The sequence below is a fragment of the Paenibacillus filicis genome (assembly GCF_038070315.1).
Lineage (GTDB): Bacteria > Bacillota > Bacilli > Paenibacillales > NBRC-103111 > Paenibacillus_G > Paenibacillus_G filicis.
On record NZ_JBBPCC010000015.1, the window covers coordinates 131858 to 155017 of the forward strand.

General features: G+C 53.8%; 20 protein-coding genes. 4 read left to right on the forward strand and 16 right to left on the reverse strand.

Annotated features, from left to right (window positions below):
- Positions 1–112: 112 nt before the first annotated feature.
- Entirely contained in the window at positions 113–634 is a 522-nt protein-coding gene (locus WMW72_RS21775) for a DinB family protein (protein WP_341417673.1), read from the reverse strand.
- A 199-nt stretch (positions 635–833) separates the two neighbouring features.
- On the opposite strand from WMW72_RS21775, the gene WMW72_RS21780 reads away from it, so the two are divergent.
- Positions 834–974 carry a hypothetical protein gene (locus WMW72_RS21780; RefSeq protein WP_341417674.1) on the forward strand — a complete coding sequence of 47 codons (141 nt, stop codon included), beginning with the start codon at positions 834–836 and terminating at the stop codon, positions 972–974.
- An 18-nt stretch (positions 975–992) separates the two neighbouring features.
- On the opposite strand, the gene WMW72_RS21785 is transcribed toward WMW72_RS21780, so the two are convergent.
- From WMW72_RS21785 to WMW72_RS21855, 15 genes are all read right to left on the reverse strand, one after another.
- Positions 993–2090 (reverse strand): mandelate racemase/muconate lactonizing enzyme family protein, encoded by a 1098-nt coding sequence (locus tag WMW72_RS21785; RefSeq protein WP_341417675.1) that lies wholly within the window; start codon positions 2088–2090, stop codon positions 993–995.
- Positions 2091–2176: 86 nt separating this feature from the next.
- Positions 2177–2308, reverse strand: a complete 132-nt coding sequence (locus tag WMW72_RS21790) for an SDR family oxidoreductase (RefSeq protein WP_341417676.1) — start codon at positions 2306–2308, stop codon at positions 2177–2179.
- A gap of 5 nt (positions 2309–2313) precedes the next feature.
- Entirely contained in the window at positions 2314–2532 is a 219-nt protein-coding gene (locus WMW72_RS21795; protein WP_341417756.1) for an SDR family NAD(P)-dependent oxidoreductase, read from the reverse strand.
- Between the two features lie 61 nt (positions 2533–2593).
- Positions 2594–3775 (reverse strand): extracellular solute-binding protein, encoded by a 1182-nt coding sequence (locus WMW72_RS21800; protein WP_341417677.1) that lies wholly within the window; start codon positions 3773–3775, stop codon positions 2594–2596.
- A 223-nt stretch (positions 3776–3998) separates the two neighbouring features.
- Entirely contained in the window at positions 3999–4127 is a 129-nt protein-coding gene (locus WMW72_RS21805; protein ID WP_341417678.1) for a hypothetical protein, read from the reverse strand.
- A gap of 37 nt (positions 4128–4164) precedes the next feature.
- Positions 4165–4818: a GntR family transcriptional regulator gene (locus tag WMW72_RS21810; protein WP_341417679.1), complete on the reverse strand. Its 654-nt coding sequence runs from the start codon at positions 4816–4818 to the stop codon at positions 4165–4167.
- Positions 4819–4972: 154 nt separating this feature from the next.
- Complete coding sequence (locus tag WMW72_RS21815; protein ID WP_341417680.1) at positions 4973–7087, reverse strand: DUF5054 domain-containing protein; 2115 nt, start codon at positions 7085–7087, stop codon at positions 4973–4975.
- 19 nt (positions 7088–7106) lie between these two features.
- On the reverse strand, positions 7107–9491 hold the full coding sequence (locus WMW72_RS21820; protein ID WP_341417681.1) for a glycoside hydrolase family 95 protein: 2385 nt from the start codon (positions 9489–9491) through the stop codon (positions 7107–7109).
- Between the two features lie 52 nt (positions 9492–9543).
- On the reverse strand, positions 9544–11253 hold the full coding sequence (locus WMW72_RS21825; RefSeq protein ID WP_341417682.1) for an alpha-1,3-galactosidase-related protein: 1710 nt from the start codon (positions 11251–11253) through the stop codon (positions 9544–9546).
- A 28-nt stretch (positions 11254–11281) separates the two neighbouring features.
- Positions 11282–13312 (reverse strand): endo-alpha-N-acetylgalactosaminidase family protein, encoded by a 2031-nt coding sequence (locus tag WMW72_RS21830; RefSeq protein ID WP_341417683.1) that lies wholly within the window; start codon positions 13310–13312, stop codon positions 11282–11284.
- Positions 13313–13385: 73 nt separating this feature from the next.
- Entirely contained in the window at positions 13386–15053 is a 1668-nt protein-coding gene (locus tag WMW72_RS21835) for an extracellular solute-binding protein (protein ID WP_341417684.1), read from the reverse strand.
- 71 nt (positions 15054–15124) lie between these two features.
- The gene (locus tag WMW72_RS21840; protein WP_341417685.1) at positions 15125–16018 is read right to left on the reverse strand and encodes a carbohydrate ABC transporter permease; all 894 of its coding nucleotides are present in this window, start codon (positions 16016–16018) and stop codon (positions 15125–15127) included.
- 24 nt (positions 16019–16042) lie between these two features.
- Positions 16043–16984, reverse strand: a complete 942-nt coding sequence (locus tag WMW72_RS21845; protein WP_341417686.1) for an ABC transporter permease — start codon at positions 16982–16984, stop codon at positions 16043–16045.
- A gap of 154 nt (positions 16985–17138) precedes the next feature.
- Entirely contained in the window at positions 17139–18893 is a 1755-nt protein-coding gene (locus WMW72_RS21850) for a sensor histidine kinase (RefSeq protein WP_341417687.1), read from the reverse strand.
- 25 nt (positions 18894–18918) lie between these two features.
- Positions 18919–20571 (reverse strand): helix-turn-helix domain-containing protein, encoded by a 1653-nt coding sequence (locus WMW72_RS21855; protein WP_341417688.1) that lies wholly within the window; start codon positions 20569–20571, stop codon positions 18919–18921.
- A 269-nt stretch (positions 20572–20840) separates the two neighbouring features.
- On the opposite strand from WMW72_RS21855, the gene WMW72_RS21860 reads away from it, so the two are divergent.
- From WMW72_RS21860 to WMW72_RS21870, 3 genes are all read left to right on the forward strand, one after another.
- Positions 20841–21179, forward strand: coding sequence for a sigma factor-like helix-turn-helix DNA-binding protein (locus WMW72_RS21860; protein ID WP_341417689.1), 339 nt, complete (start codon positions 20841–20843; stop codon positions 21177–21179).
- A complete protein-coding gene (locus WMW72_RS21865; RefSeq protein ID WP_341417690.1) occupies positions 21170–21346 on the forward strand; it encodes a helix-turn-helix domain-containing protein in 177 nt (58 codons plus the stop codon). The genes WMW72_RS21860 and WMW72_RS21865 overlap by 10 nt, the downstream gene beginning before the upstream one ends.
- A gap of 87 nt (positions 21347–21433) precedes the next feature.
- Positions 21434–23140, forward strand: coding sequence for a DUF4127 family protein (locus WMW72_RS21870; protein WP_341417691.1), 1707 nt, complete (start codon positions 21434–21436; stop codon positions 23138–23140).
- The last annotated feature ends 20 nt before the right edge of the window (positions 23141–23160 follow it).

Sequence of the window (23160 nt, forward strand, 5' to 3'; positions counted from 1 at the left end):
CCTGCCTCCCGCTAAAAGCCGTAGCCCTATTTTTACCCAATCCGGATTATTCATGCGCACATGGAAAAGAGCCCGGATTGTGGAAAATCCACATTCCGGGCTCTTTTCATCTTTAGGCCTGAGTCAAGGTGTACAAGTAAAAACCAAAATCCGTAGGCGTTCCGGCGTGGCCGACCTGTCTAAGCATGGCCGTCACATTACCTCGATGGTACGTCCCATGGTTGACGAGATGCTGCACAAAATCCAGATATCTGGCCTGGAAGGCCCCGGATGGGCATAATGCTTCCAGATGGTCATGATGGACAAGGTACACCATGAACCGTTCGCTCAAGTCAGTCATCATCTGATCCAGCTCTTCTATACGCTTACCCGCCGTGGAAGCCACCAGCCGGTCCGTCTCTTCCTTCAGCTCTTCCAGATAGGAAGCGGACATATCGGTGACACCGCCCTTCTCAAGGAAGGAGAGCCAATTGTAATCGACCACATACACATGCGCCATGGCCTCATAGATCGTCGGAAACACGCTTGTAAGCTCCTGGCGATACACCTTTTCAGATAATTCCTGCAGGTGCGCGCACAGCTTATGGTTTGCCCACACATGGTACTCATATTGCTGGAAGATATAGGCTTTCAATAGCATTCCCCTTTATTGGGGCCTCACGCAGTTTAGGGGCAAGTATGCGCAGATCCCCTGAGAGTTTTGCCCGAATTTACTTATGGTGGTCATCACCAACGCCTCCTTGCCTTCATCTGGATTTAAGTTTAAAGGACTCCCTGACTTCAGTCCATGCCCAAAATCTATTTCAATTAAAGTTGCCGCGGGTTGGAACGGCTTGGCTGCAGCTTCCCCGTCATTGCCCGCAAGACGGATACACGGGCCTGCCCTCCAGCTCGACGGCTACGACGGTATTCCAGTCATCCAGATCAGCAGCGGGCAGATCGATCCACAGCCGACTGACAGGATGATGTCCTAATGGATAAGGACTGCTGAATTACCGGACCCGGTATTCCTCGAAGTAACGCGGAATAATCGTCGTCGAAGCACCCGGCTGCTGCGGGATCTTATAGAAGCCGTTCTCGACCTGAATCGGCTCCTCGAAGATATGCTTGATCCAAGGAATGTACTCCAGCATGATCGCATTCGGCGTAGCGGCAACCAGATGCTGATGAATCTGGCCCATATCTCCGACATGCGGGCAGATGGGAAGATCGTAGGCGGCAGCGAGACCGGCGACTTGCAGCCACTCGGTAATGCCCGCCACACGGGTGACGTCGACCTGCACGTATTCCACGGCCCCCTGGGCGATATAATCCCGGAACGCATACTTGTTGTACACATGCTCGCCAAGGGCGATCGGCACGTTCAATTCGTCGGCCAGCTTACGGTGTCCCGGGATGTCGTCGGGATTGAGCGGCTCCTCCAGCCAGATCAGATCGAACTGCTCCAGCTTCTTGCCCCAGGTCATGGCCGTGGTGATGTTCCACTGCTGGTTGACGTCGATCATAAGGCCTGCATCGTCTCCGATCGCCCGCCGCACGGCCCGTACCCGTTCGAAGTCCTCTCGGGGATCGGGCTTGCCGACCTTCATCTTAACCGCCGTAAAGCCCTGCTCCAGCATGCCTGTCATATCCCGGATCAGCTGATCCTGACTCCAGTTCAGCCAGCCGCCGTTCGTGTTGTAGGCCTTGATCTTGTCCGGCTTATGTCCGCCCAGATACTGCCATAGCGGCTTGCCTGCTGCCTTCGACATGATGTCCCACAGCGCGATATCCACCGCAGCCAGTGCCATATGCGCAATGCCTGCGCGTCCGATCCAGTGCATCGGACCGAAGCGAAGCTGATCCCAAATCTGCCTCACGCAGAATGGATCTTGACCGACGAGCGCCGGGGCATAATAACGGTCGATCGTATCCACGATCATCTCGTCCCCCTTGGCGGTCGTACCGGTATACCCGTACCCTGTGATGCCTTCGTCTGTTTCGATACGAACACCGGTAACTCCCCAGTGTGTCGCCACATTGATCGCATCCGTAATGGGTGGAGTGATCGGGACATGCAAAATAAAACTTTCCGCTTTCGTAATTTTCATAGAACAACATCCTCTCTGTTTTGTCGGTTAAGCTTCGTCTTATGCCTCTCAAAATGCTTCGTTTCCTTATTAGTTCGCTTCTCGATTCAGTATCCCAGTGATGCGCCTCCGTCCACCGGCAGAGCAACCCCAGTTACAAACCATGAGCCGCGAGATGCCAGGAATAAGGCAGCATCGGCAATTCCCGCCGATTCCGCCGGTCGGCCAAGAGGATGCATGTCATTCAGAAGCCGTGCGGTCGCCTCAGGATCACCTGCTGAAGTCTCCATTGCTCCAGCATTGGCGTCATGACGCCGGCGGGACAGAGACCGTTGACCCTGACGCCGCCAGCAGCATCATCGAGTGCCAATGCCTTGGTAACCGCTATTACGATTACGGCGCCCTTGGTAGAGGCATAGACGGCATTCTGCTTCTGGCCGACCAGTCCATTCAGCGAAGCCATACTCACGATACGGGGTTATCCTCATTTCTTCATGGAATTTCATGGAATGACAGGTTTGGTTTTATGCATAAATTGCGACAACCCTGGCAATCTCAGAAGACGCCTGTGCCAGCGCCTCACGCGGCGAGAGATCACCGGCGATTCCGCTTCGCAAGGCCTGCCAGAGAATATCCTCCGTCAGCGGATACTCCGGGAACTTGGGAGGAATGACCACACTGGTCCGGATCGTCTCCTCCAGCAGCGACCACCTGCGCTCTTCGAGCGAACCCTTGGCAGCACTCTGCTTGGTCTCGTCCATCACAGAGCTTCTAACAGGCACATGCCCATGCCTCGCGTCAATCATCTGCGTCTCTGCCGATGTCAGATGCCTCAGCAGGCGCACGGCTTGCTCCGGCTCTTGGGTCCCTGCCGGTATGGCGAATGAATGGCTGCCACAGTATACCGCCCGTCTGCCCCCTGAACCGGCTGGCGTCAACGCCAGATCAAACTGCCCGGCTGCCGAAGAGGAGGCGTCCTTCAGCAGACTGAAGTAGCCTGGCCAATCCGTCACGAATGTGCTCGTGCCGTCCCTGAAGCATGCGGCTACCTCTTCGTATTCCATCTCCGGCAGCTCCGCAGGCGTCCAGCCTTGACGATACCACGACCGCAGCAGCTCCAATGCCCTAACCCCGGCCTCGCTGTCGAAGCGCGGCTGCAGCCGATCGTCAAAAAGCTCGCCGTCCTCGCTCGACAGCAGCTCGAAGAAGGTGCCGAACAAGCCTGATCCTTTACCCGGGTACACAAATCCGGTATAACCCGCCTTGTGAGCGAGGTGCGCCGCCTCACCTAGTTCTTCCCAGGTATCCGGCACACCGATGGCTAGCTTGCGAAGTCGGTCTGTCCGATACGCCAGCAGTCTCGCATCGAAGTTGCGAGGAATGCTCTTCAATTCTCCCCGTATCCGGCACAGCTCTACGATAGCCGGTGCGAAGTCGGCCAATTCGTCATCCTCCAGATAAGCATCTAGCGAAAGCAGATGATCGGCCTGGGACGGCGCATACTTCGTATGCGTGGAGATGAGATCGTAGGGGCATTCGCTTCCTTGGAACCATTGTTTCAGATGAGCGTTCAGCTCGGGATGCGTACCCCGGAAGGCAATGTTCACCGCAATGCCAGTACTCTGCTCGAATGTCTGAAAACTCCGGTAGAGCGGCGCATACATCGGACCGTCTATGAGAGCCACCTGCAATGGAGCATGTGGCATCTGCGCTCACCTCCTGATGATAAAATAAATCATGTACGAAAATTACAATATCATACACGATTTATTATGTAAAGGGTTTCAAATGACTTTGCCTCTATCTTCAGAAAATGATGCCCGCGGCCTCCCATGCGCATGATCCAGATACAACCGCAGCTCACTCTACATCCTCTTACCCAACGAAACTGATCTGCCGGGCCGTATAGGCCAATAGCGTCCCGCGAAGTCACTCGTTTATCCCGAAGAGGCGGCTCTCCGCGGAAGTTCGCTCATCAACGGCCTGGTCAGTCCAGATATGCCGGAGCTTCTCCTTCTGAATTCGATGGACCTCCCTGTGAATCGCCAGCTTCTCCATGTTCCATTTCGCCTCTCCAACCCTCCTCAGGATAGGTTCACTTGTCGAAATGAGCTCGAAGTCTTTGATGGGCCTTGTCGATATGCAGACGCATGGCCTCTGCGGCTTTCTCCGTATCGCGGTCCAACAGGGCCCGGACAATCCCTTCATGCTCGACTTTCTCAGCGCCCATTTCTATGTTGTAATGCACGTAATTCAAATAACGGTGGATGCGCTCGATGATGGAGGTCACCATTTGTCTTAAATTTTCGTTCCCCGCATACCGTAAAATCGTTCCGTGCAAGTCATGATTCATCCTCGATATTCTTACTTCCTCGTTCTTCTCCACCGCTTCCTCTCCGCGGTTCAAATCCTCCAAAATGACCTCAAGCTCCGTAGACGGTATATGCGGGACGGCTTTACGGATAGCAAGATTCTCCAGCTGACTCCGGATTTCGAAGATTTCGTCGATATCGGCCAGACTCATGCCTGCCACGAACATGCCCTTGAACGGGACGATCGTCACAAAGCCTTCGGAGGCTAGCCGGGACAGGGACTCCCGAATAGGGATATTGCTCACGCCAAGATCCCGTGCCAAACGATCAATATTTATTTTATCTCCCGCCTGCATCGTATGAACTAAGATCTGTTGCTTCAATAGAGCATATAGCTCATCGGTAAGCACATAGCGGTTTAACTGCTTGTCTTTCAAGGCGCTCACTCCATATCTTACGTTTTCAATATATTGTATCATGTATGATATATAGAAAAAAGCGGTCCTGTCTAGGACCGCTCACAAACTAAACCTGCCTGGCGATTCGCCAGTCGGTAGGGTGATTCAACGAATGACGCACGCAGCGACAGAATTATTTCTTGTTGGACTTCAGCTTAAGCTGAAAACGGAATTTAGAATCCTCTCCATACCACATCGGGAAGTTAGTTCCCCAGATGTTGTTATGAAGGTTGAACTGCCAGCCTTGATCGAGAGAAACGAAAGAATTATCGAACTGCAGCAGCCTTCTTTGACCGGGAGCCGCGAGCGCTGAATCCAAGGTCTCGATGACAGCTGAGCCGTCGGCCGCTTCGTAGGAAACTCCCCGATCCAAGGCATGCAGGTTCCGATTGCCGTCTCTGACGACACTATACGGCGAAAGCGAATAACCGAGCTTCTCCATCATCCACATATTCGGGTTATCCAGCTTGAGGCTGCAGCCGAACCAGCTTCCCTCAGGCAGACGGTTCGCCTCTTTGCCGAACCACTGCAAGCTGACGTCGATCGCGCCGTTAGCCTGGAAGGTGTATTCGAGCTCCAGCTCTTTGGGCGCTCCGTAGCGCTCATGGGCTTCAGCCGGCATACGCAGGCTCAATACGTAACGCTCCGCGGTCTCTTCCTTCACCCAGCGCACCTGTGTAACATGAGGTACGTAGAGCTGGTTGCTCGGGAGCGGCCGTACGAATTCGAAGCCAGGCTTGCTGAAATCCGCATCTGCCCAAGGATGAGTCACAGGCAGGTTCTGCATGTACGTCCGGAAATACCGGCCGTAATCGTCCGTCCCGAATGTTTCATAGCTGTACTGACCGAACGGATGCTGCTCGTCCGCCCAAACTTTACCGTTGCCGTCCTTCAGATGAATAAGGGCGCCGGTTTCTGAGAAGGCCAGCTCATACTCCCCGCTGCGATACGTTTCGCGGGTATGCCTTGCTTCGGCCGCAGGCAAATCGGCTTTGACTGGGTTCAGCTGCTCGAGCACCTGGCGCGCCTCTGCCTGCTTATCAGGCGTCAGGAACGAAATCGCCTCATCGATGTAAGCTCTCTGCTCCGCCCATGATTTCTCCATCATCGAATAGGAACGGATGCTCTCCTCGGCCGAGAAAAGCTGGCTGGAGTGGCGGTCGAATTCATCCATGGCGAACGCACCGATGTAAGCGAACTTAGCCGGCAGATCATTCACGTCGATCTCGTCTTGGATGCGGGCATTATTGAAGTCCGGCTTCGCGTAATTTCTGAAGTCCGGCAGCCATTTCTTCACGTCAAGCCCCCACGTGTGCTCGGAAACCAGCATCAGTGCATCGCTCATCCCCTTATACTCCGCACTGGACCGGGTAAGGCGTCCCTGCTCCAACCATTCGTTACGCAACCGCAGCAGCTCGCGGAATCTAGCCAGCTTCAGCGGGTCCGTACCGGCTCCATGAATCCAAGTGTCCCCGAGCTCCTCGCGAACGACCGGAAGGCGGTCGCGAACTTCAGCAAGATTGGATGCGAACGCATCCATCGTGGAAGCGACCACTTCTGCGCCGGGATATTTCTCACTAAACGCCTTGAACTGCTCGCGAATTTCCTCAGCGGATGGAGGTCCGCAGTTATCTCCCGTATGCGCGAACACAAGCACGTCGCGCAGCCCCTCGATCTCGAGCGCCTCACCGTAAGTACCGGCGTAGTTGACGATGATCTCCGAGCCGTCTGCAGCCTGCCAGCGGAACAGCCGCGGCACATCCGGACGCTTGGACGCCGGATTGACGCCTAGATGCATATACTGCAGTCCTGCCTCCTGCATATGAGGCACCATGCCCAGTGTATGACCCGGCACGTCGGTCATTTTGGCCGCGATGGTTTTTTTCCCATACTGCTCATCGAGCTCCTGGCTAATGGACAAGCCGAATTTCAACAGCTCGGTATCCATAAGCTCGGTATGCGTCGTGAACGGCAGTCCGTGCCAAGCGATATGCCCCTTGGCAATCGCGAGCTCCATTCTTTGCTTATCTTCAGGCGAAGCCGTGTCGAGATAGTGCCGGATCAGCCAGGACCCTGTCGTCCATACGAACCGCTCCTTGCCGCCCTCAGCTTCCAACTGCTCCGCCAGGTCGATAGCTTTGGGAATATACTCCTCGCGGTATTGCTTGGCGACATGGGCTGCCAGATGGGTGAAGCCGATATCCAGATGCGTTTTAAATACGACATGTACTCTCTCAATGTTGGTCATGTTGTTCGCATTCCTCCGTTTAGTAGCTTGCTTGGGTTACATGAACTTTATATATCCGTCCTGCCTCTGTGGCAAAGCGAAGGATGCCATCCTCGGACAAGGAAATGTCCGGATGATCTCCCTCGGCCGATACCGTCAAGCCGGCGCCGCCCGCGAGCGCGCAATCCGCTCCGTCCCGCGAGAGTACCTCTGCTTCCACCAGCCAGCCGTCCCTCCAGCTCAGGCTGACCTCGAAGCCGCCGCGTGCCCGCAGCCCCTGGACGCTTCCTTGCGGCCAGCAATCCGGGAGCGCCGGGAGCAGCTCGATAAAGGACTGGTGAGACTGCAGCAGCATCTCCGTCACACCGGACGTCGCTGCAAAATTGCCGTCGATCTGAAATGGCGGATGGGCGTCGAACAAATTGGCATACACCCCGCCATGCTCGTAATGAACGCCATCCTCCTTCACCAGTCTCAGCAGATTGGACAACAGCCGGTACGCGCGGTTTCCATCGCGGAAGCGGGCCCAGAAGCCGATCTTCCAGCCCAGGCTCCAGCCCGTCCCCTCGTCCCCCCGACGCTCCAACGAGCGCCGTGCGGCTGCGTACAGCTCCGGCGTGGCACGCTCCGTAAGCTGTCTGCCCGGGTAGACGCCGAACAGATGAGAGACGTGACGGTGATGGATATCCTCATCGTCGAAATCCCGGAACCACTCCTGAAGCTGGCCGTGGCTTCCGATCTGCATGGGATAGAGCCTAGCACGCGCGTCCTTCAGCTCGGCTGCGAATTCGCTGTCCTCGCCCAGCGCTTCGGCGGCTTCCATGCAGTTCGTGAACAGGTCCCAGATCAGCGACATATCCATCGTCGAAGCCATGCTCACCCCGGCGAGCTGTCCGTCGTAACGGAACTTATGCTCCGGCGAGGTGGACGGATTGGTGACCAGGCGGCCCTGACCGTCGTCCTCCAGGAAGTCCAGACAGAACAAGGCCGCTTGCTTCATCGTCGGATAGGCCGTGTGGCGCAAGTACTCCAGGTCCAGTCCGAAGGCGTAATGTTCCCACAGATGCTGCGCCAACCATACCCCGCCCATCGGCCACATGGACCATACGGCCTCACCTGCTCCGAGCCCCCCTGCGGGTGCCGTATGCCCCCAGATGTCGGCGTTGTGATGCGCGACCCAGCCGCGGGCGCCGTAATGAACCTCGGCCGTCCGCTTGCCCGTCTGCGAGAGCTGGCCGATAAAATCCAGCAGCGGTGTATGACACTCGGCCAAATTGGCCGTCTCCGCCGGCCAGTAATTCATCTGGGCGTTAATATTCATCGTCCAGTTGCTGCTCCACGGCGCACGGGTCGTGGCATTCCAGATCCCCTGCAGATTGGCCGGCAGTGAACCCGGACGGGAGCTGGCAATCAGCAGGTACCGGCCGTAATGGAATAGCAGCTCGATGAGTCCGGGATCGCTGGCTCCATACGTCTTAATTCGCTCCTCGGTCGACATCGTCTCCGGCGCGAGCGAATCGCCCAGCTTGAGCTTTACACGGTCGAAGAGAGCCCGGTAATCCGCGATATGGGAGCTGCGGATCGTTGCATAGGATGCGCCCCGCACCCTTTCCAGATAAGACGCGGCGATTGCTCCAGCATCCTTGCCTTCGCTGCCCGGCAGCCGATCCAGTCCGTTAAAGCTTGTAGCTCCGCTAACATACAGTGTTGCACGGGTGCCACCGACAAGATGAATGCCCGAGCTGTCTATAGTCAGGGTGCCGTCTTCGGATTCCGCATACAGATGACCTTCAAACCTCATGGCTTCCGTCGTAGCCTCGTTTCCGTAGACAATAGGCTTGTCCACGGTATAGTAATTCGGTGACACATGCTCCGGCGCAATGCCGCGAAGGACGAACTGCTCCCCTTCGGCCGAGGTTGCATGCCTCAGCGCACTATCCAGACGTGCGTGAAACTCGAGAGCTCCCGGAACGCTGGCTTCCAGCCGGAGCGCCAGCACTTGGCCGGGATGCGAGACGAGAAGTTCCCTCGTATAGGTCACGTCGCCGATCCGGTATTCCACGCTGGAAAGCGCCGTAGACAAATCCAGAGAACGCCGGTATCCTTGACACAAATCTCCGTGCCCGAAAGTCAACAGAAGGTCGCCGAAAGGCAGATAGGATTGTGTAAAAGTCCCCATCATGTCCTTGCAGACCAGATCGGCTTCGGCGTACTTTCCTTGGCGTACGAGTTCTCTCACCCGCGGCAATACCTCAGAGGCCCGGGCATTAAGCCCGTCCTTAGGGATTCCCGACCATAGGGTGTCCTCATTAAGTCCGATTCTCTCGCGTTCCACTCCGCCGAACTGCATGGCCCCGAGACGCCCGTTACCGAGCGGCAGCGCTTCGGTCCAAGCGGAAGCCGGTTTGTCATACTGTAGCTTCATCGCACACCTCTTCATGGTTTTTTCTGAATGGTACGAATACGGAAAACAGCCCCTACAACAAATCATTAAACCGGTTTAATGATGGGGTAACTTCGGTACATGCGATTAGCCGCATACCGTTTTTGTTGTCTTCCGGTTTTGTGCTAACGGATAAAAGAATAACTTCATTATCGCTTACGGTCAAGTCTCGTGTGCTTTTAGCATCCAACAATCGTTGATCGGTTAGTTCGAATCGGTTCTCAACAATCCGGATGCCGCTATGAACAGGACTATTCTCGTCGATCTCTTCATTCTCGGGAGTGATGGCAATGACAGCCTGCCCACTGCTGCCGCATTCAATAAAGCGGTTACCTTGTATTGTTAAGTCCTGCACTCTCCCGGATTCATACCAGGAAGCCGCATCATTGGCGACCAAGATTGCGCTCATCTGCATCCGGTCAAAAACATTACGCGCGATAAGCACCTTACGGCGCGTGGTCACGAGCACGCCACGTGTAGGAATCCGGACGAAATAATTATCCGTAATCTCAACTTCCGGCGTCCAGGTCACATTCTCAAGCACATCGCCCTCTTCGATCCCTTCCGGTACAGGCTCAGCCAATGTCAGCAGCATCTCCCTCGGTGAGATCAACTCCGACGCGGTGACCTTGCTGGAAGCATAAGCGATCAAGGAACGGGCTCTGACGAATTCAACTTCATCGCCGGGATCGAAGGCCGCGAAGCCGTATGTCTGGTGATGCATAAAGCGTACGACTAACTGATTGTTCGACGGCCTGCCTACAATAGCCAAGTGAATGCCATGGACGTTAATGACATCGTCATGCGCTCCGGCGAAGCTGCTGTTCGTCACCGAGATCTTGCCCTTGCAGCCGGACAGATGGACGAAATCCGCGAAGCTGGCAACCGTCCGTCCTGTAACCGCACGCGGAGCAAGCTCCAATCGATTGAAGCTTATATCCTCGCTCGACTGGCCCACGATGCCGAGACCGTGCATGAAGTGTACGCCGACGTTATCCAGGCGAACCCTGCGGCTTCGGTGGATAAACGCTCCGACCTGGTCGCGGATGCCATCACGGGCCTGCAAAATCCATCCTGCAGACACGGCCGGCGCATGGTCATAGTGCAAGCGGATACGGCCCGGCTCCAATTCCTCTGACTCGACTGCTTGCTCGATCAGGTTGTCGATTCGCCACGTCGTATTGCGAACGGGATCGCACACCTGCATCGGGCCTTCATGGAACCGCCAGCCCTCTCCCGTCCAGAATAGCTTACCATCCTGAAGCTCGTAACGCGAGTCCCCGTGTACCCGAATATCCAAATAGGAAGGTCCCGCCTGCTCAATCGTCATTTCAGTTACCGTCGGCTCCGCATAGTCCATATGCAGATTGCGAATCTCAATCTGCTGACTCTCGTCGATCACTAGCATCGTATGCTTGCCGTGAAACATGAACAGCGACCCTCCGCCATCCAAGACGAAATCCTGGAGTCCTTTGACATAAATACCGATCGTCTTCTCCGGATTCGGATTTTCAACTTCACTAGCTGTGTTCGAGATGTAATACTTCTTTCTAATCGCAGAGGCTGCGTAAAAATCATATTGCCCCGGCTCGCAGACAAGCACCACGGCCCCGTTTATTTGCGAAGCCGCCTCGATAGCCCGCTGCATAGCCGGTCCCGTGTCTTCTCCAGTGTCGGGTATGCCTCCGTAATCTGCCAAATGAAGCTCTACGGATTCCTTCGCCCTGCCTTGGTCTGATCTCATGGCTATCTACTCCTTGTCCAATTGAGCGCTATTGCAGCTTCAGGATCACGGGAGCATGAGGCTCCAGCTTCAGCTCGATGGTTCCATCCGTCACGACATAGTCATCCATCCGCTCTTGGCCGTCCCGCGTCAGGCGATACGCCTGGAAGGGAGCCTGCCTCCAAGCTTCAGGGAGTATCCACGAACGATCCGCTCCGTAACGGCTGTATACATATATCCGGTCTCCCGCCGGAATAAAACGATCGTGATTGTCGGCGATCGTTACCGCCCCCCAAGTCACAGACAGCTGCTCCGTCTTCTTATCCACCTTGACCGTAACGCCGTCGCTGAACCTCATGTAGATCCGTGCCTCATCCTCACGCATCTCCAGCATTTCCCGCTCCAGGTAAAAGCGGTACAGCATCGAACCTAAGTAAATAATGTCGACGATCTTCTCCCAGCTGGAATCAAACGCGTTGGATTCAAAGTGCTCTCCTTCCAGCCTAGTCGGCTCACCCCTGTATAAGATATCGGCATCGATGGACACTCCCCGGCCCCAGGATACCGCATGGGTGCTGACGCTACCGCCGCCGACTACTTTTCCATGATACATCTGGGAAGGCCAGAAATGCCAGTATCCGCTGAAAATTCCGCTGTCCTCAATCGGCATCCCGTTCTGGCCCTCTGTGGAGATGTCGATCCCTCTTTCCTTGAAGTAAGCGATAATCGGCTTCATCCCGCAGATTAGTTCCTCCAGAGGCCCGATATACTCACTGCCGTCCCAGCTCGCGTTCGTGTTTCTGAAAGCATCCAGATGGAGCGTATCCTGAACGGGAACCAGCTCCAAGAATTGCTCGAAGCGGGCAAAAGCATGACCGCTCTCCACATCCTTCGTATGCGAGATGTGATAAGCCTGATGCTCCAAATCCAGCCACAAGCGCGCTGATCCGTCGGGATCCCGGCTCAAAATATCCGGATTCCAAGCCGGGGAATCGGTATACGCGTCATCTGCATTGATGTGATAGCTGATCGTACAATTATATGCCGCTTTCGCCTCGTCTACGAGCTCCTGCAGTTCCTCCCTTGCCCGGTCTGGATTCTCGGCAAGCTTAGTATTCAAGCGGTTCAGCGCCGGATAGCCGGTGTCATGACCATCGAACTGCCATCCGACCAGGTACACGATCTGCGGCACGCCTCCGGAGATATGATGGATCTGACGGACAATGTCCAGCACTTCACGGAACGAAGTCAGGACGCCGCGCTTTCTCTCCGCACAAAAAATCTTGTACCAGATCGCCTCCTTGTAGATCGGATTGGCATCCGGATAGTGCCGGTTGAGCCATAACTGGTAATCGCAATCATCCGCCTTGCCGTCGCCATTGCTATCCGTCAGGAAGACAATTCTCATCTCCAGCGGGTCCATCACCTGATTCCGAACCCGGTATTGATACGTATTCAGGCTGATCGCATAGCTGTCGGATCTCCCTGCGAACTCACCGCTTCCCGATACCTCGCTCAGCAGCGGAATAACGGGATAGTTGGTCTTCACGAAGCAGCATAGCTCGTCATTGAACAGGCATGTGTGCATGGTCGGAACGGTATGGCGGTCCGGAACGGAGTCGGAGATCCGATCCATGACCTGCTTTCTGTCGTACAAGCCCCGGCCCCCGCCAGGGAGAAGCTTCCAGCTCTTCGGATGGATTTCGGTACGGGCATACGAGAAGGAGCTGTCGGCGCAAGCCAGCATCGGCTGACCGATCCAATCGAGCTGCTTGAGCAGCCCGGCGGGATCTTCCAGTACGCGAAGCTGCGAGAATACCTCGTTCTCTTCCAGACGGTAGATGATCGCTATCTTCAGCCCTGTTTCGCCAAGGGTCAATTCATAGCTCACCGCTAGCTCCTCCGCATCATAAGCGGCAATACTCCAATGCTCCCACGGTGTCGGCTTTCCGTTGATGGCCCACCGGCCTTCCGGTCCGCTGCCGGACACCGCAAGACCGGTAGCCTTATGCGTGTATTGCCGGATCGCCGGCCATTCATATAATTCGACGACCAAGTGTTCATTCTCTAAAGTAAACATATGAGATCCTCCTGCAGAAGCACAAAGGAAAAGAAAGCAGCTATACGCTGCTTCTCCCCTTGGGCACTCCGTATTATTTTTTGCCGAGCTTCGCTAGATTAGCGTTATACTGCTTCGTGTACTCTTCCTCCAGCTTGGAGATGCCGAGCGCGTCCGCCTTCTTCAGCATATCGCCGAATAGAGACTCGAATTCCTGCTCAGACTGGGCAAATACAAGCTTCGGCAAGTAATCGCCGCGCAGTGTCTTGAGCTTGGCTTCGGTAATCCCGACTTCGCTTGTGCCGTTGATGACAAAGTTAAACTCTGGAAAAAACTTCATCTTCGGCGCCATCAGCTTGTCATACGCCACCTTCTTCTCATCCTTGGGATTCCAGAACGGGGCATTGGTCACCGCCCAATTCGTGATCAGCATGACCGGCTCGCCGAGTCCGGCTTGCTTCCAGGTGCCGCCCCAATCCTTATTCAGAGCATCGTTAAAGCCCGTCGTATAGGTCGGTTTTCCTTGAGCATAGTAGTCATTCGGAACTGTCTTGTCATAGAAGAAATGCGGTCCAGCGTCCACGCTCTTGAAGCCGTCGGCTCCCGGCCCCTCCACGCCGTAGGAGAAATCAGCCTGGCCTTCCTTGGAGGCGGCGTACTCCAGCAGCTTCATCGTGCGCTCCGGATTTTTGTTGGTTTTCGGAATAACCAGCACCATCCAGCCCTTCGGAATGGTCGAGAACATATACGTCGAGAACGGAGGGAGCATCTCGAACTTCGTATTCGGATTGTCCTTCGGCGGAGCATTGTTCTCCGCTGCCGAGTTGAGCGCCGAGACGATGACGTCGCCCGCTGCGACCTTCTGGCTGGTGACCTCGCCCGTATTAACGAACGACTCCTTCGTCAGCAAGCCCTTGCTCGCCATGGTGTTCCCGAACTTGATGACGTCCTTCCACTTCGGATTGTGCAGGTTATGCTGCACCTTGTCGCCGTTCACATAGTACTCTTCCATGCCGAACTGGCTCAGGAACCAGCCGAGATCGTTGGCATGCTGACCTTTGTCACCCAGGTAAGGAATTTTATCCGGGTGCTTCTTGGCCATTTGCTCCAGCGCGGCCAGAAACTTCTCCGGACTCGACGTATCCGGACGGCCGATCTCATCATAGTAATCCTTGCGCACGACAAGCTGCGGCAGCCATACAGGCGCCAATCCGGAATTTTTCTTCGCTTGCTCCAAATACTTGGCTGTCTGATAGCCGGAAACGAGCTTATAGGTTTTACCGTCTTGCTCCTTGAAGTTCGTCAGCAGCTCCGGCCCGTATTGTTCGTTCAAGATATTGCGCAGATTGGGCGCATACTTGTCGATTAATTCATCCATGGAGTATAAATAATTGCCTTCCACCAATTGCTGAAGCATCTTATTGCCTCTATCCACAACCATTACGTCCGGCAAGCTGTTGCTGGCGATCATCAGCGAGATGTCTTTGCCGTCGCCATCATCCTGCACAGGCTTTTTCACATTAAAGCTGATCCCTGTCTTGGCGGTGATCCGCTTGGCCCCAGGTCCGGACCAATCGCTGTACCAGGAGCGATCGGAATACAGATCCAGCGTAAGCGTCCCCTTGTCCGCTTGACCGTCCTTCACAGACGGCGTATCCGCTGCTCCGCCATTTCCCTGGCTGCCGCCCGTACAACCGCTAAGCAGCGTCACGAACAAGCTGGCACTCAGCAGCACAGACAAGCCTTTGAACGAAACCTTCATCAGAAAACTACCTCCCCTAATGTACTCTCTATGATATCGAAGGCTCTGACCCGCAAGCCGTTGATATTGCGTCAAGCTTTGATAGCTCCAACCATCATACCCTGAACAAAATATTTCTGAATGAACGGGTACACCAGCGTAATCGGCAATACGGTGACGATCAGTGTCGCGTACTTGATCGCCAGCAGTGTGGATAGCGGGTTGAGCCTCATATTCGGCGGCAAGCTCTGCATATTGTCGATGATGGCCGTATCCGACAGCATTCGCACGATGATCGTCGGCAGCGTCCACAGCTTCTGATTGGACACGAAGTAGGCGGAGCTGAACCAGTCGTTCCAATGGTTGACGGCTACGAACAAGGAGACGGTTGCCAGCACCGGCTTGGACAGAGGAAGAATAATGCGCATCAGGATGTAGAAATCTCCGGCGCCGTCTACCTTGGCCGATTCCTCCAGCTCATCCGGCATCTGCCGGAAAAAAGCCATGAACAGCAGAGCATTGAAAATATTGAATAGGGACGGGATGATGTACACCCAGAAGGTGTTCAGCAGATGCAATTTTTGCAGCAGCAGATAAGTTGGGATCAGCCCTCCGCTTACATACATCGTAACCAACCCGATCAAGGAATACACTTTGCGGAACAGCAGCCGGTCCTTGGAGAGCGCATAGGCGCCGATAGCGGTGAAGAGAACTCCCGTTAACGTGCCGAGCAAGGTCCGGGCAACCGTAACCAGGAACGAGCTTAGCAGCTGGCTGTCGGCGAAGATCACGCTATAATTGGCAAGCGTGAATTGTCTTGGGAGCAAGTACAACTGCCCGCTCGCCGAATCGATCGGATCGTTCAAGGAATAAATCAATAAGTAGTACAAGGGGTAGAAGGTCGCCAGGAAGGCGAGAATGCCTGCGATCACGACCGCAACGTTCACGACCTTGTCTTCCCGGGTTAGCTTAATATGTGCATACATCGCGGTCACTCCCGTACGGTCAGTTTAGAACAGACGATTGCCGGATACTTTCCCGGAAAACCAATTGGCGAACAAGACAAGCAGCAGCGACATGACGGATTGGAACAGGCTGATCGCCGTCGCATAAGAATAGCGCGTCAGCTCCAGACCCATCTGCAGCGAGTAATACTCGACGACATACGAGGTCTCTTTGTTAAAGGAATTGCCGAGCAGAATCGAATGATCAAGATTGCCGGTAAACAAAGATCCGATCTTGAGAATAAACAAGATAGCGAATAACGGAATCAGGTTCGGCAGGGTGATGCTGATGATTCTCCGAATCCGGCCGGCTCCGTCGATCATCGCTGCCTCGTACAGCTCCGGGTTGATACCGGTGATGGCGGCCAGGAATATAATCGCACCCCAGCCGACCTCTTTCCACATGCTGATCAACAAGGACAAAGGACGAAACAATCCAGGCTCTGTCCAGAACTCAATCGGATGCTTGATCAGTTGCAGCAGCAGCATCGATTCGTTGACCAGTCCCTTAGGATCAAGCAAAATAATCCACATGGAAGCAACCATCGCGAACGAAATGAAATGCGGCAAATAGCTCGTGGTCTGCACGATTTTTTTGAGACGCCGGAATGGAATCTCATGAATGAGCAGAGCAAAAATCAACGGCGCCGGGAAAACGACAATTAAGTAGAGCAGGCTCAATAGGATTGTATTTTTAATCGCGAGATAAAAGGTCGGATCCGAGAACATCTCGGCAAAATGGGTTAACCCGACAAATTTGCTTCCCGTGATGCCCGACATAATCTTAAAATCCTGAAACGCAATAATATTTCCCGCTAGCGGAATATACGCGAATAGGATGAGAAACAGTATGCATGGCAAGATCATCATCTGTAAGGTGATTTGGGATTTGAACACTTTCCAGTTGCCATTTCCTCTTGGTTTCAGCGCGGTGTCTGTTTTGTTCATCGTGCTCCCCTCCTGTACTAACAAGATATCATTCCCGCTTCCGCCAGCCCATGAGACATTCATAAGCTTTACTGTTACAAAACCAGTGAAAAGGCGTCCCCCTGTCGGGAGACGCCTCTACTTACTTCACTATGGAAATGAACGGGGGAATGATCTACCTGTCAATCTCGGTCGTGTTGTCCGGCAATCGCGGGTGCAGAAGGATGACCGTCGTGCCTCTGCCGGGCTCGCTCTGAATATCAAGGCCATAAGGCTCGCCAAAATAATGCCGGAGCCGTTCATGGACGTTAATCAGTCCGAGTCCGCCTTCACGGTCTTGTCTGGACTCAGCCGAAGGGTCCAGCAGCCTGTCCCTCACGTCTTCAGCCATGCCTGCACCGTTATCTGTAATCCGGAAGCATATGCCGTCCTCTTCCAGCGTGCCCTGGATAATAATGATTCCAGCGTCTCCCTTCCCCGCGATGCCGTGCCGGATCGCATTCTCGACGAGCGGCTGGAGAATAAGACGGATAAGCGGAAGCTCCATGATGTCCTCCTCGATCCGGTACATCATCCGGACGAGACTCGACTGCCGCACCTTCTCGATCTGGATATACGACTTGAGCAGCTCCAGCTCTCGTCGTACGGTCGTCAATTCCCTCCCTCCGTTCAAGCTGAGACGAAACAGCGAGCTGAGAGAGCTGACCATCTCACTGATCTCAGCAACCTGATGGGCTTCGGCTTTCCAGCGGATCGTATCCAACGTGTTGTACAGAAAGTGAGGATTGATCTGATAATTCAGCACTTGAAACTCCAGCTGCTTCTTGCGTTTCTCGAATTCCCTCGTCTCTTCAAGCAGCTTGTGAATCTCGCTAACCATATGGGACATGCCGCGGTAAAGCCAGCCCACCTCATCGCTTCTCTTCACCCAGTTGGAGTTGGCCAAAGCTGCCTCATTGAATTGATTTCTGGCCAAGATCTTCATCTGGCGGACGAGTGAAGAGATCGGGCTCGTATATTTCACCGTAATATACCAGGCAAGCGCCAGCGACATGAGGAAATAAAACACCAGAAACGCGATCGTTAATTTGTTCAGCACGGCCACGGGATTATTCAGATCCTTCATCGGCACGACACTGACGAGCTTCAGCTCGCCTCCTAGCAGGGCGGACACGTTAACGAGAGACTCTGTCCCCGCATACTTCATCGTCTTGGAGACGAAGGGTACGGAGAGCTCCCGCTCCAGCTCCTCGGCATCTTTTCCGTCATAGCTGCCATCCGTGCTGTAGATGATCGCTTGATCCTTGTGGACGAGCATCAGCCGCTGATTGTCGAATTGCTTCACCGGATCGATGAATTCCGCGAGCATCGCCGGTCTGATCTCCATCACCGCCACGCCTGTAGGCTGGAAGGTCTTCAGGCTGTGGAGCCGCTTGACGCTCCCGAGTGTAGGCTGGACGTACAGACTCGGATGATCGGCCGGACCGAATACTTTCCAGAAAAACCGCCCCTTCGTGACAATCTCGGCGAACCACGGGACCTGCTCCAGCTCCGCCGGACCGTAGACGGATTTCATATAGGCCGGGTACCGGGACGGCTCAAGAGGAAACAGACGAATCTTAAAGAGCTTATTGGCATAGTTCAGCGTATCCGTATAAGCCGACAACTTGTTCGCGTATGGAATTTCGCCCAGCTGCGCGGCAAGCTTCCCTCCGTCGAGCAGCTCCTGCGTTTCATCGGAAGCCATGATTTTATCTTGTTCGTTCAGTACATAACGCAAGAAATGGTCCAGATTTTTACTCGCTTGGACCACTGAGTCGAGATTGCTGCTCCGAATCGTCTTCTCCGACTTGGATAGTGCAATATACCCGACAAGCACGAACGGCAGCACGGTAAGAATAAAGAAAACAAACATAAATCGGTATCTCATCGACAGCTGAAACCGGGACCGGCGCTCATTCATTTCCATAAATCCCCATGGAATTGCGGTATTCCTTAGGCGTGCAGCCGAACTTCTTCTTGAACAGCTTGGAGAAGTAGACGGTGTCCCGGTAGCCAACCTCAGGACCGATCTGATAAATTTTCAGGGAAACATCCTGCAGCAGCTCTTTGGCTTTCTCCATCCTAAGCTGGGTCACATAATCGAGGAACGTCGTTCCTGCATGCTTCTTGAATAGGGTGCTTAGCCACTCCGGCGACAGAAAGACATGATCGGCTACGGTCTGCACGGTGATCGGCTCGGTATAATGCTCCTTGATATACTGCTCCGCTCTTTGCAGAATTTGATTGTTCGAGTTCGAGTGACCCTGCAGTTCGGCATTCACCTGCAGAAGGTATTTGAGAAGTAGAGGCTGAAGCGCTTCCAACGTATCAAAAGCTTCGATGCTCTCCCAGAGCAGAAGCGGCTTCTTCGACCATTCATCCCGCTTCCAGCCGGCCTTCCTCGCTTCCTCGAACACCTCCAGCAGCCATTCGAACAGCCGCTGATGGAGATCGCGGATCAGCGTAATCCCCCATTCCCGTACGAGAGCCGGGAATAGCTCCACCGCCTCCTGCACGTCATGCGGTTCCCCGTGCCCCAGCAGATCGACCAACGCTTTTGGCTCCAGCAGCAGGTCCAGATCCCGGTAAGCAGGCCCGGCTTCCTGTTCCAGCTCTCTTGCGCTTTCGTCCTCGCCATATATTTTAGCTTGCATCAGGCTGTGGAGCGCTTCCTCATACAGCTGCGGCAGCGAGTCCAGCGAGCCCTCCCCCGTGAGAACGAAGGTAGCGCTGGCCTTCACATAAATTTTGATCCGTTCGGCCAGAAGCGCCTTGAATTCGCCAAACCAGCGGTTGAACGAAGCACGGGAGCCGGTACGCTGGCCGAAAACGACTACCCACTTGCCTCCGTCCGGAGAACGGAACCAAACGTAGCTGCCCGCCTGCTCGGCCTGCTCCATCAGCGAATGCTCGAGCACATTGCCGATGGCGAAGCCGATTCTGTCCCGTTCCTTGACCGAGTAGCCTTGCTGCGCATAGGATTTGAGATTGTCCGCCTCGACAACCATCATCACGAGCTTGTCCGAGCCTAGCCAGAGCAAGCCGTACTGCTGAAGCCGGTTCCAGGTCGAAGGCTCAGCAACAGAGGCCATAGCCGCGCGATCGACGACCTCCTGCAGCCACTTTTCCCGCAGCTTGGGCATCGCGTCTTCCATCAGACTCAGGCTGCTTTGCCGTTTCTTCTCATCCTCTAGCAGCAGCAGAGCTTTGCGGGCCACCTGCTTCAGCTCCGTCAGATCCACTGGCTTCAGCAAATAATCGAGTACTCCGTAATTCATCGCCTTGCGCGCATACTGAAAATCGTTATAGCCGCTTAGGATGATGACTTTTCCTTCAAAGTCCAGCTCCTCATGCAGCTTCTGAATAAACTCAAGACCCGATACCTGCTTCATCCGGATATCCGTCACGACCAGCCGGATATCGGGGAACTCTCCAATCATCTCCAGGCCGGTGATCCCGTCATCAGCCGTAAGCACCTGCTCTACCCCTAGTTCCTGCCATATCGGATGGGCCGCTAATCCATGACGGATTTCCTTCTCGTCCTCGACAATAAGTACCTTGCTCAAAGCATTCACCTCTCAAATTCCGAATCTGGGATGTCACTGTTCGGAGGCTGATTTCGTAGTAGATGAATTCCTCATACTGGACCAAACTCCTTCTTTTAGTCAAGCTTTCGAGGAATCTCGGGTTCTTTTGAGCCAATGGAATTGACTATAATTTCACTTTTGATACATATTATAGTATAATTTACGGAACATATGTTCTTGTTTTGGTTGTTATTTTTCACTTAAATTTTCCCTTTTTTAAAACAAGACTATCTAAAGGGGGACCTTTCATGCATGCAAGCAAAACGATTTTTGAGCATTACCAAGCCGAAATTTATAGGATTGCCTGGAGATTGCAGTACAAGGCCAAAGTTGCCAGAAAGCGTGAGATTTCCTTCACTGAAATCGAAGCGGCCCAGGCCAGCTTCACGGCTCACTGCGACAACAAACTGTTCATCCAAGAGCTGTTAAGCCAATTGCCTCCGCAAGGAAGAACCATTATACGCAAGCTCTTTATCGAGGAAAAAACAGAGGCCGAGGTGGCCAAACAACTAAACATAAGTCAGCAGGCGGTGAATAAATGGAAAAAGAAAATGATTCAGCAATTATCCCGGATCAAGTGTTCGTAGAGCTTTTACAAAGCACCAGAACTAATGACCCGGAAGCGACCTTGCAGCTTCTGGAGCTCTTTAAGGGGGACATTACCCGGTTAAGCCGATTTATTTTTATGCCCCAGGAAGATGCAGTCGCGCAGATTATCGTAGAATTTCTGGAATATGTGAAGCAACATGAATAGCCAGGTTGTAGAATTAGCCTCCCCATTACCTATATAAGCGAGGGCCGGTTCAACGGCCTAACCTCTTCCGAAAAGGAGAATACAACTATGAAAAATGTACTGTACGTACCGCTGGATGATCGTCCGGTTAATCTGGATGATGTGATTATGCAGGCGAAATCAGCGGGGCTGAATTTGATTACGCCAAGCTCTGCCGATATCCGCAACCGGATTGATTCCGTTGCGAACGCTTCGGGAACCCAACTGATCGGCACGTCCTCCCCTACGTTCGGCAACACCGCCAATATTCGTCAGTTTATCTTGAACCAAGCAGCTTCTGTAGACGGCTTCATCATTTCCATCGATATGCTCGCTTACGGGGGATTGATCGGCAGCCGGCGTCTCCGAACAAGCGGAGGGGGAACCTACCCTAACTATGATACGGCTACAGCCAACCTGCTCGATGTCCTACGCCAGATTAAGCAATCCTATCCCAACAAGCCTGTTTATGTGTTGGATACAATTTTGAGACTAGCCTCATCCGTATTTGTGGAGGGACTTACTCTAGACGCCTACAACGAATCCCGTAATTTCATGGGGCAGGCGCGTCAGACGTTTACAGCCTTTAACGATATTTTGAATGGATATAATGTATCCAGCAGCGGTACTCCTTATGGAAACACGACTTACTTTAACAAGAACGAGTACTACTATACGCGGCAGCATAAGTTTAAGACGAACTACTACGTATTGGACCAGCTCGTTCGACTCGGCTATATTGATTTTGTGGCTGTAGGCGTAGACGATGCCAAAACCCAAGGCGTACAAATCAACGAAATCCGTTTCGTAGAAAACTATATCAACAACTCGCTAGGCGGCAGCGGAGGACAAAATCCCAACCGCGCGATTATTCTTCCGGACGCAGATGGCCTCGGGCACTCCCTCGTGGCGCGCATGGCTAACCAACTGTACCGCGGTGGAGCTAAGCCGAGATATGCGGTTCAATATTATGGACCTCACGGTTCCACCATCATCAACCCGTACGAGTATATGAATGTGCACGATAATATTGTGCGGCATGTGGATATGATCGGCGGCCAGCTCGTGACCAGTTCTCCGGATGTTGAAATTATTGCGATTACGGACTCTACTCAGGTTGCCCAAGCCGTGAGCCGCATAAACACCAATGGAGCGGACCGCAGGGCAACGGTGGTGGTGGATTTTGTCGGAGCAGGCTCCTCGGATGCTACGGTAACAGAAGCGCTGCTAGGAAGCCAGAATACCGGACGGCTTCTGGGGTACAGCGGCTGGAATACAGCGGGGAACAAGATAGGGATTTCGTTAGGTATGGGGCAGGCACGTTATGCGTTTTTGGTTACGGAGACGCAAGCTTCCGCCCTAAGCGATGCGGTACGTGCGCATGGTTCGCTGCTATTTAAGCGTTTCTTGAAAGACTACTACTACAAAGCAATATCGATCAGCGAGATTCGCACTTATTCACGGGATCACAACAAATATACCAACCTTCCGAACAGTACGACAGATCAGAATATGCTTCTGTTTAATTCAACTGCTGATTACGAGCATTTGCTCAGCGTACTGCGCAATCGCATGCAAACACACACGGCCACGCTTCGCGCCAAGAGTGCATTCCTGATTGGCAACGCCGCCACCGCTTACAATGTCAAGCAAATTAGCGGGTCAACTTGGACATTTGCGGGCTACAGCAGCGCCTCTTTAGATTACGGAAATCCCAATTACATCTGGGGACGTGCCTTCGAAATTACGCTGAGTCCTCTTGTTGTTCTCCAGTAATCCCTCTCCTAACTAAAACA

Coding starts and splice junctions, on each gene's coding strand:
- WMW72_RS21785 (WP_341417675.1), bottom strand. CDS start 2,090: ATGAAAATTACGAAAGCGGAAAGTTTTATTTTGCATGTCCCGATCACT.
- WMW72_RS21820 (WP_341417681.1), bottom strand. CDS start 9,491: ATGAAGCTACAGTATGACAAACCGGCTTCCGCTTGGACCGAAGCGCTG.
- WMW72_RS21860 (WP_341417689.1), top strand. CDS start 20,841: ATGCATGCAAGCAAAACGATTTTTGAGCATTACCAAGCCGAAATTTAT.
- WMW72_RS21825 (WP_341417682.1), bottom strand. CDS start 11,253: ATGAGATCAGACCAAGGCAGGGCGAAGGAATCCGTAGAGCTTCATTTG.
- WMW72_RS21815 (WP_341417680.1), bottom strand. CDS start 7,087: ATGACCAACATTGAGAGAGTACATGTCGTATTTAAAACGCATCTGGAT.
- WMW72_RS21870 (WP_341417691.1), top strand. CDS start 21,434: ATGAAAAATGTACTGTACGTACCGCTGGATGATCGTCCGGTTAATCTG.
- WMW72_RS21845 (WP_341417686.1), bottom strand. CDS start 16,984: ATGAACAAAACAGACACCGCGCTGAAACCAAGAGGAAATGGCAACTGG.
- WMW72_RS21795 (WP_341417756.1), bottom strand. CDS start 2,532: ATGGCTTCGCTGAATGGACTGGTCGGCCAGAAGCAGAATGCCGTCTAT.
- WMW72_RS21830 (WP_341417683.1), bottom strand. CDS start 13,312: ATGTTTACTTTAGAGAATGAACACTTGGTCGTCGAATTATATGAATGG.
- WMW72_RS21805 (WP_341417678.1), bottom strand. CDS start 4,127: ATGGAGAAGCTGGCGATTCACAGGGAGGTCCATCGAATTCAGAAGGAG.
- WMW72_RS21840 (WP_341417685.1), bottom strand. CDS start 16,018: ATGTATGCACATATTAAGCTAACCCGGGAAGACAAGGTCGTGAACGTT.
- WMW72_RS21850 (WP_341417687.1), bottom strand. CDS start 18,893: ATGAGATACCGATTTATGTTTGTTTTCTTTATTCTTACCGTGCTGCCG.
- WMW72_RS21835 (WP_341417684.1), bottom strand. CDS start 15,053: ATGAAGGTTTCGTTCAAAGGCTTGTCTGTGCTGCTGAGTGCCAGCTTG.
- WMW72_RS21790 (WP_341417676.1), bottom strand. CDS start 2,308: ATGCATCCTCTTGGCCGACCGGCGGAATCGGCGGGAATTGCCGATGCT.
- WMW72_RS21800 (WP_341417677.1), bottom strand. CDS start 3,775: ATGCCACATGCTCCATTGCAGGTGGCTCTCATAGACGGTCCGATGTAT.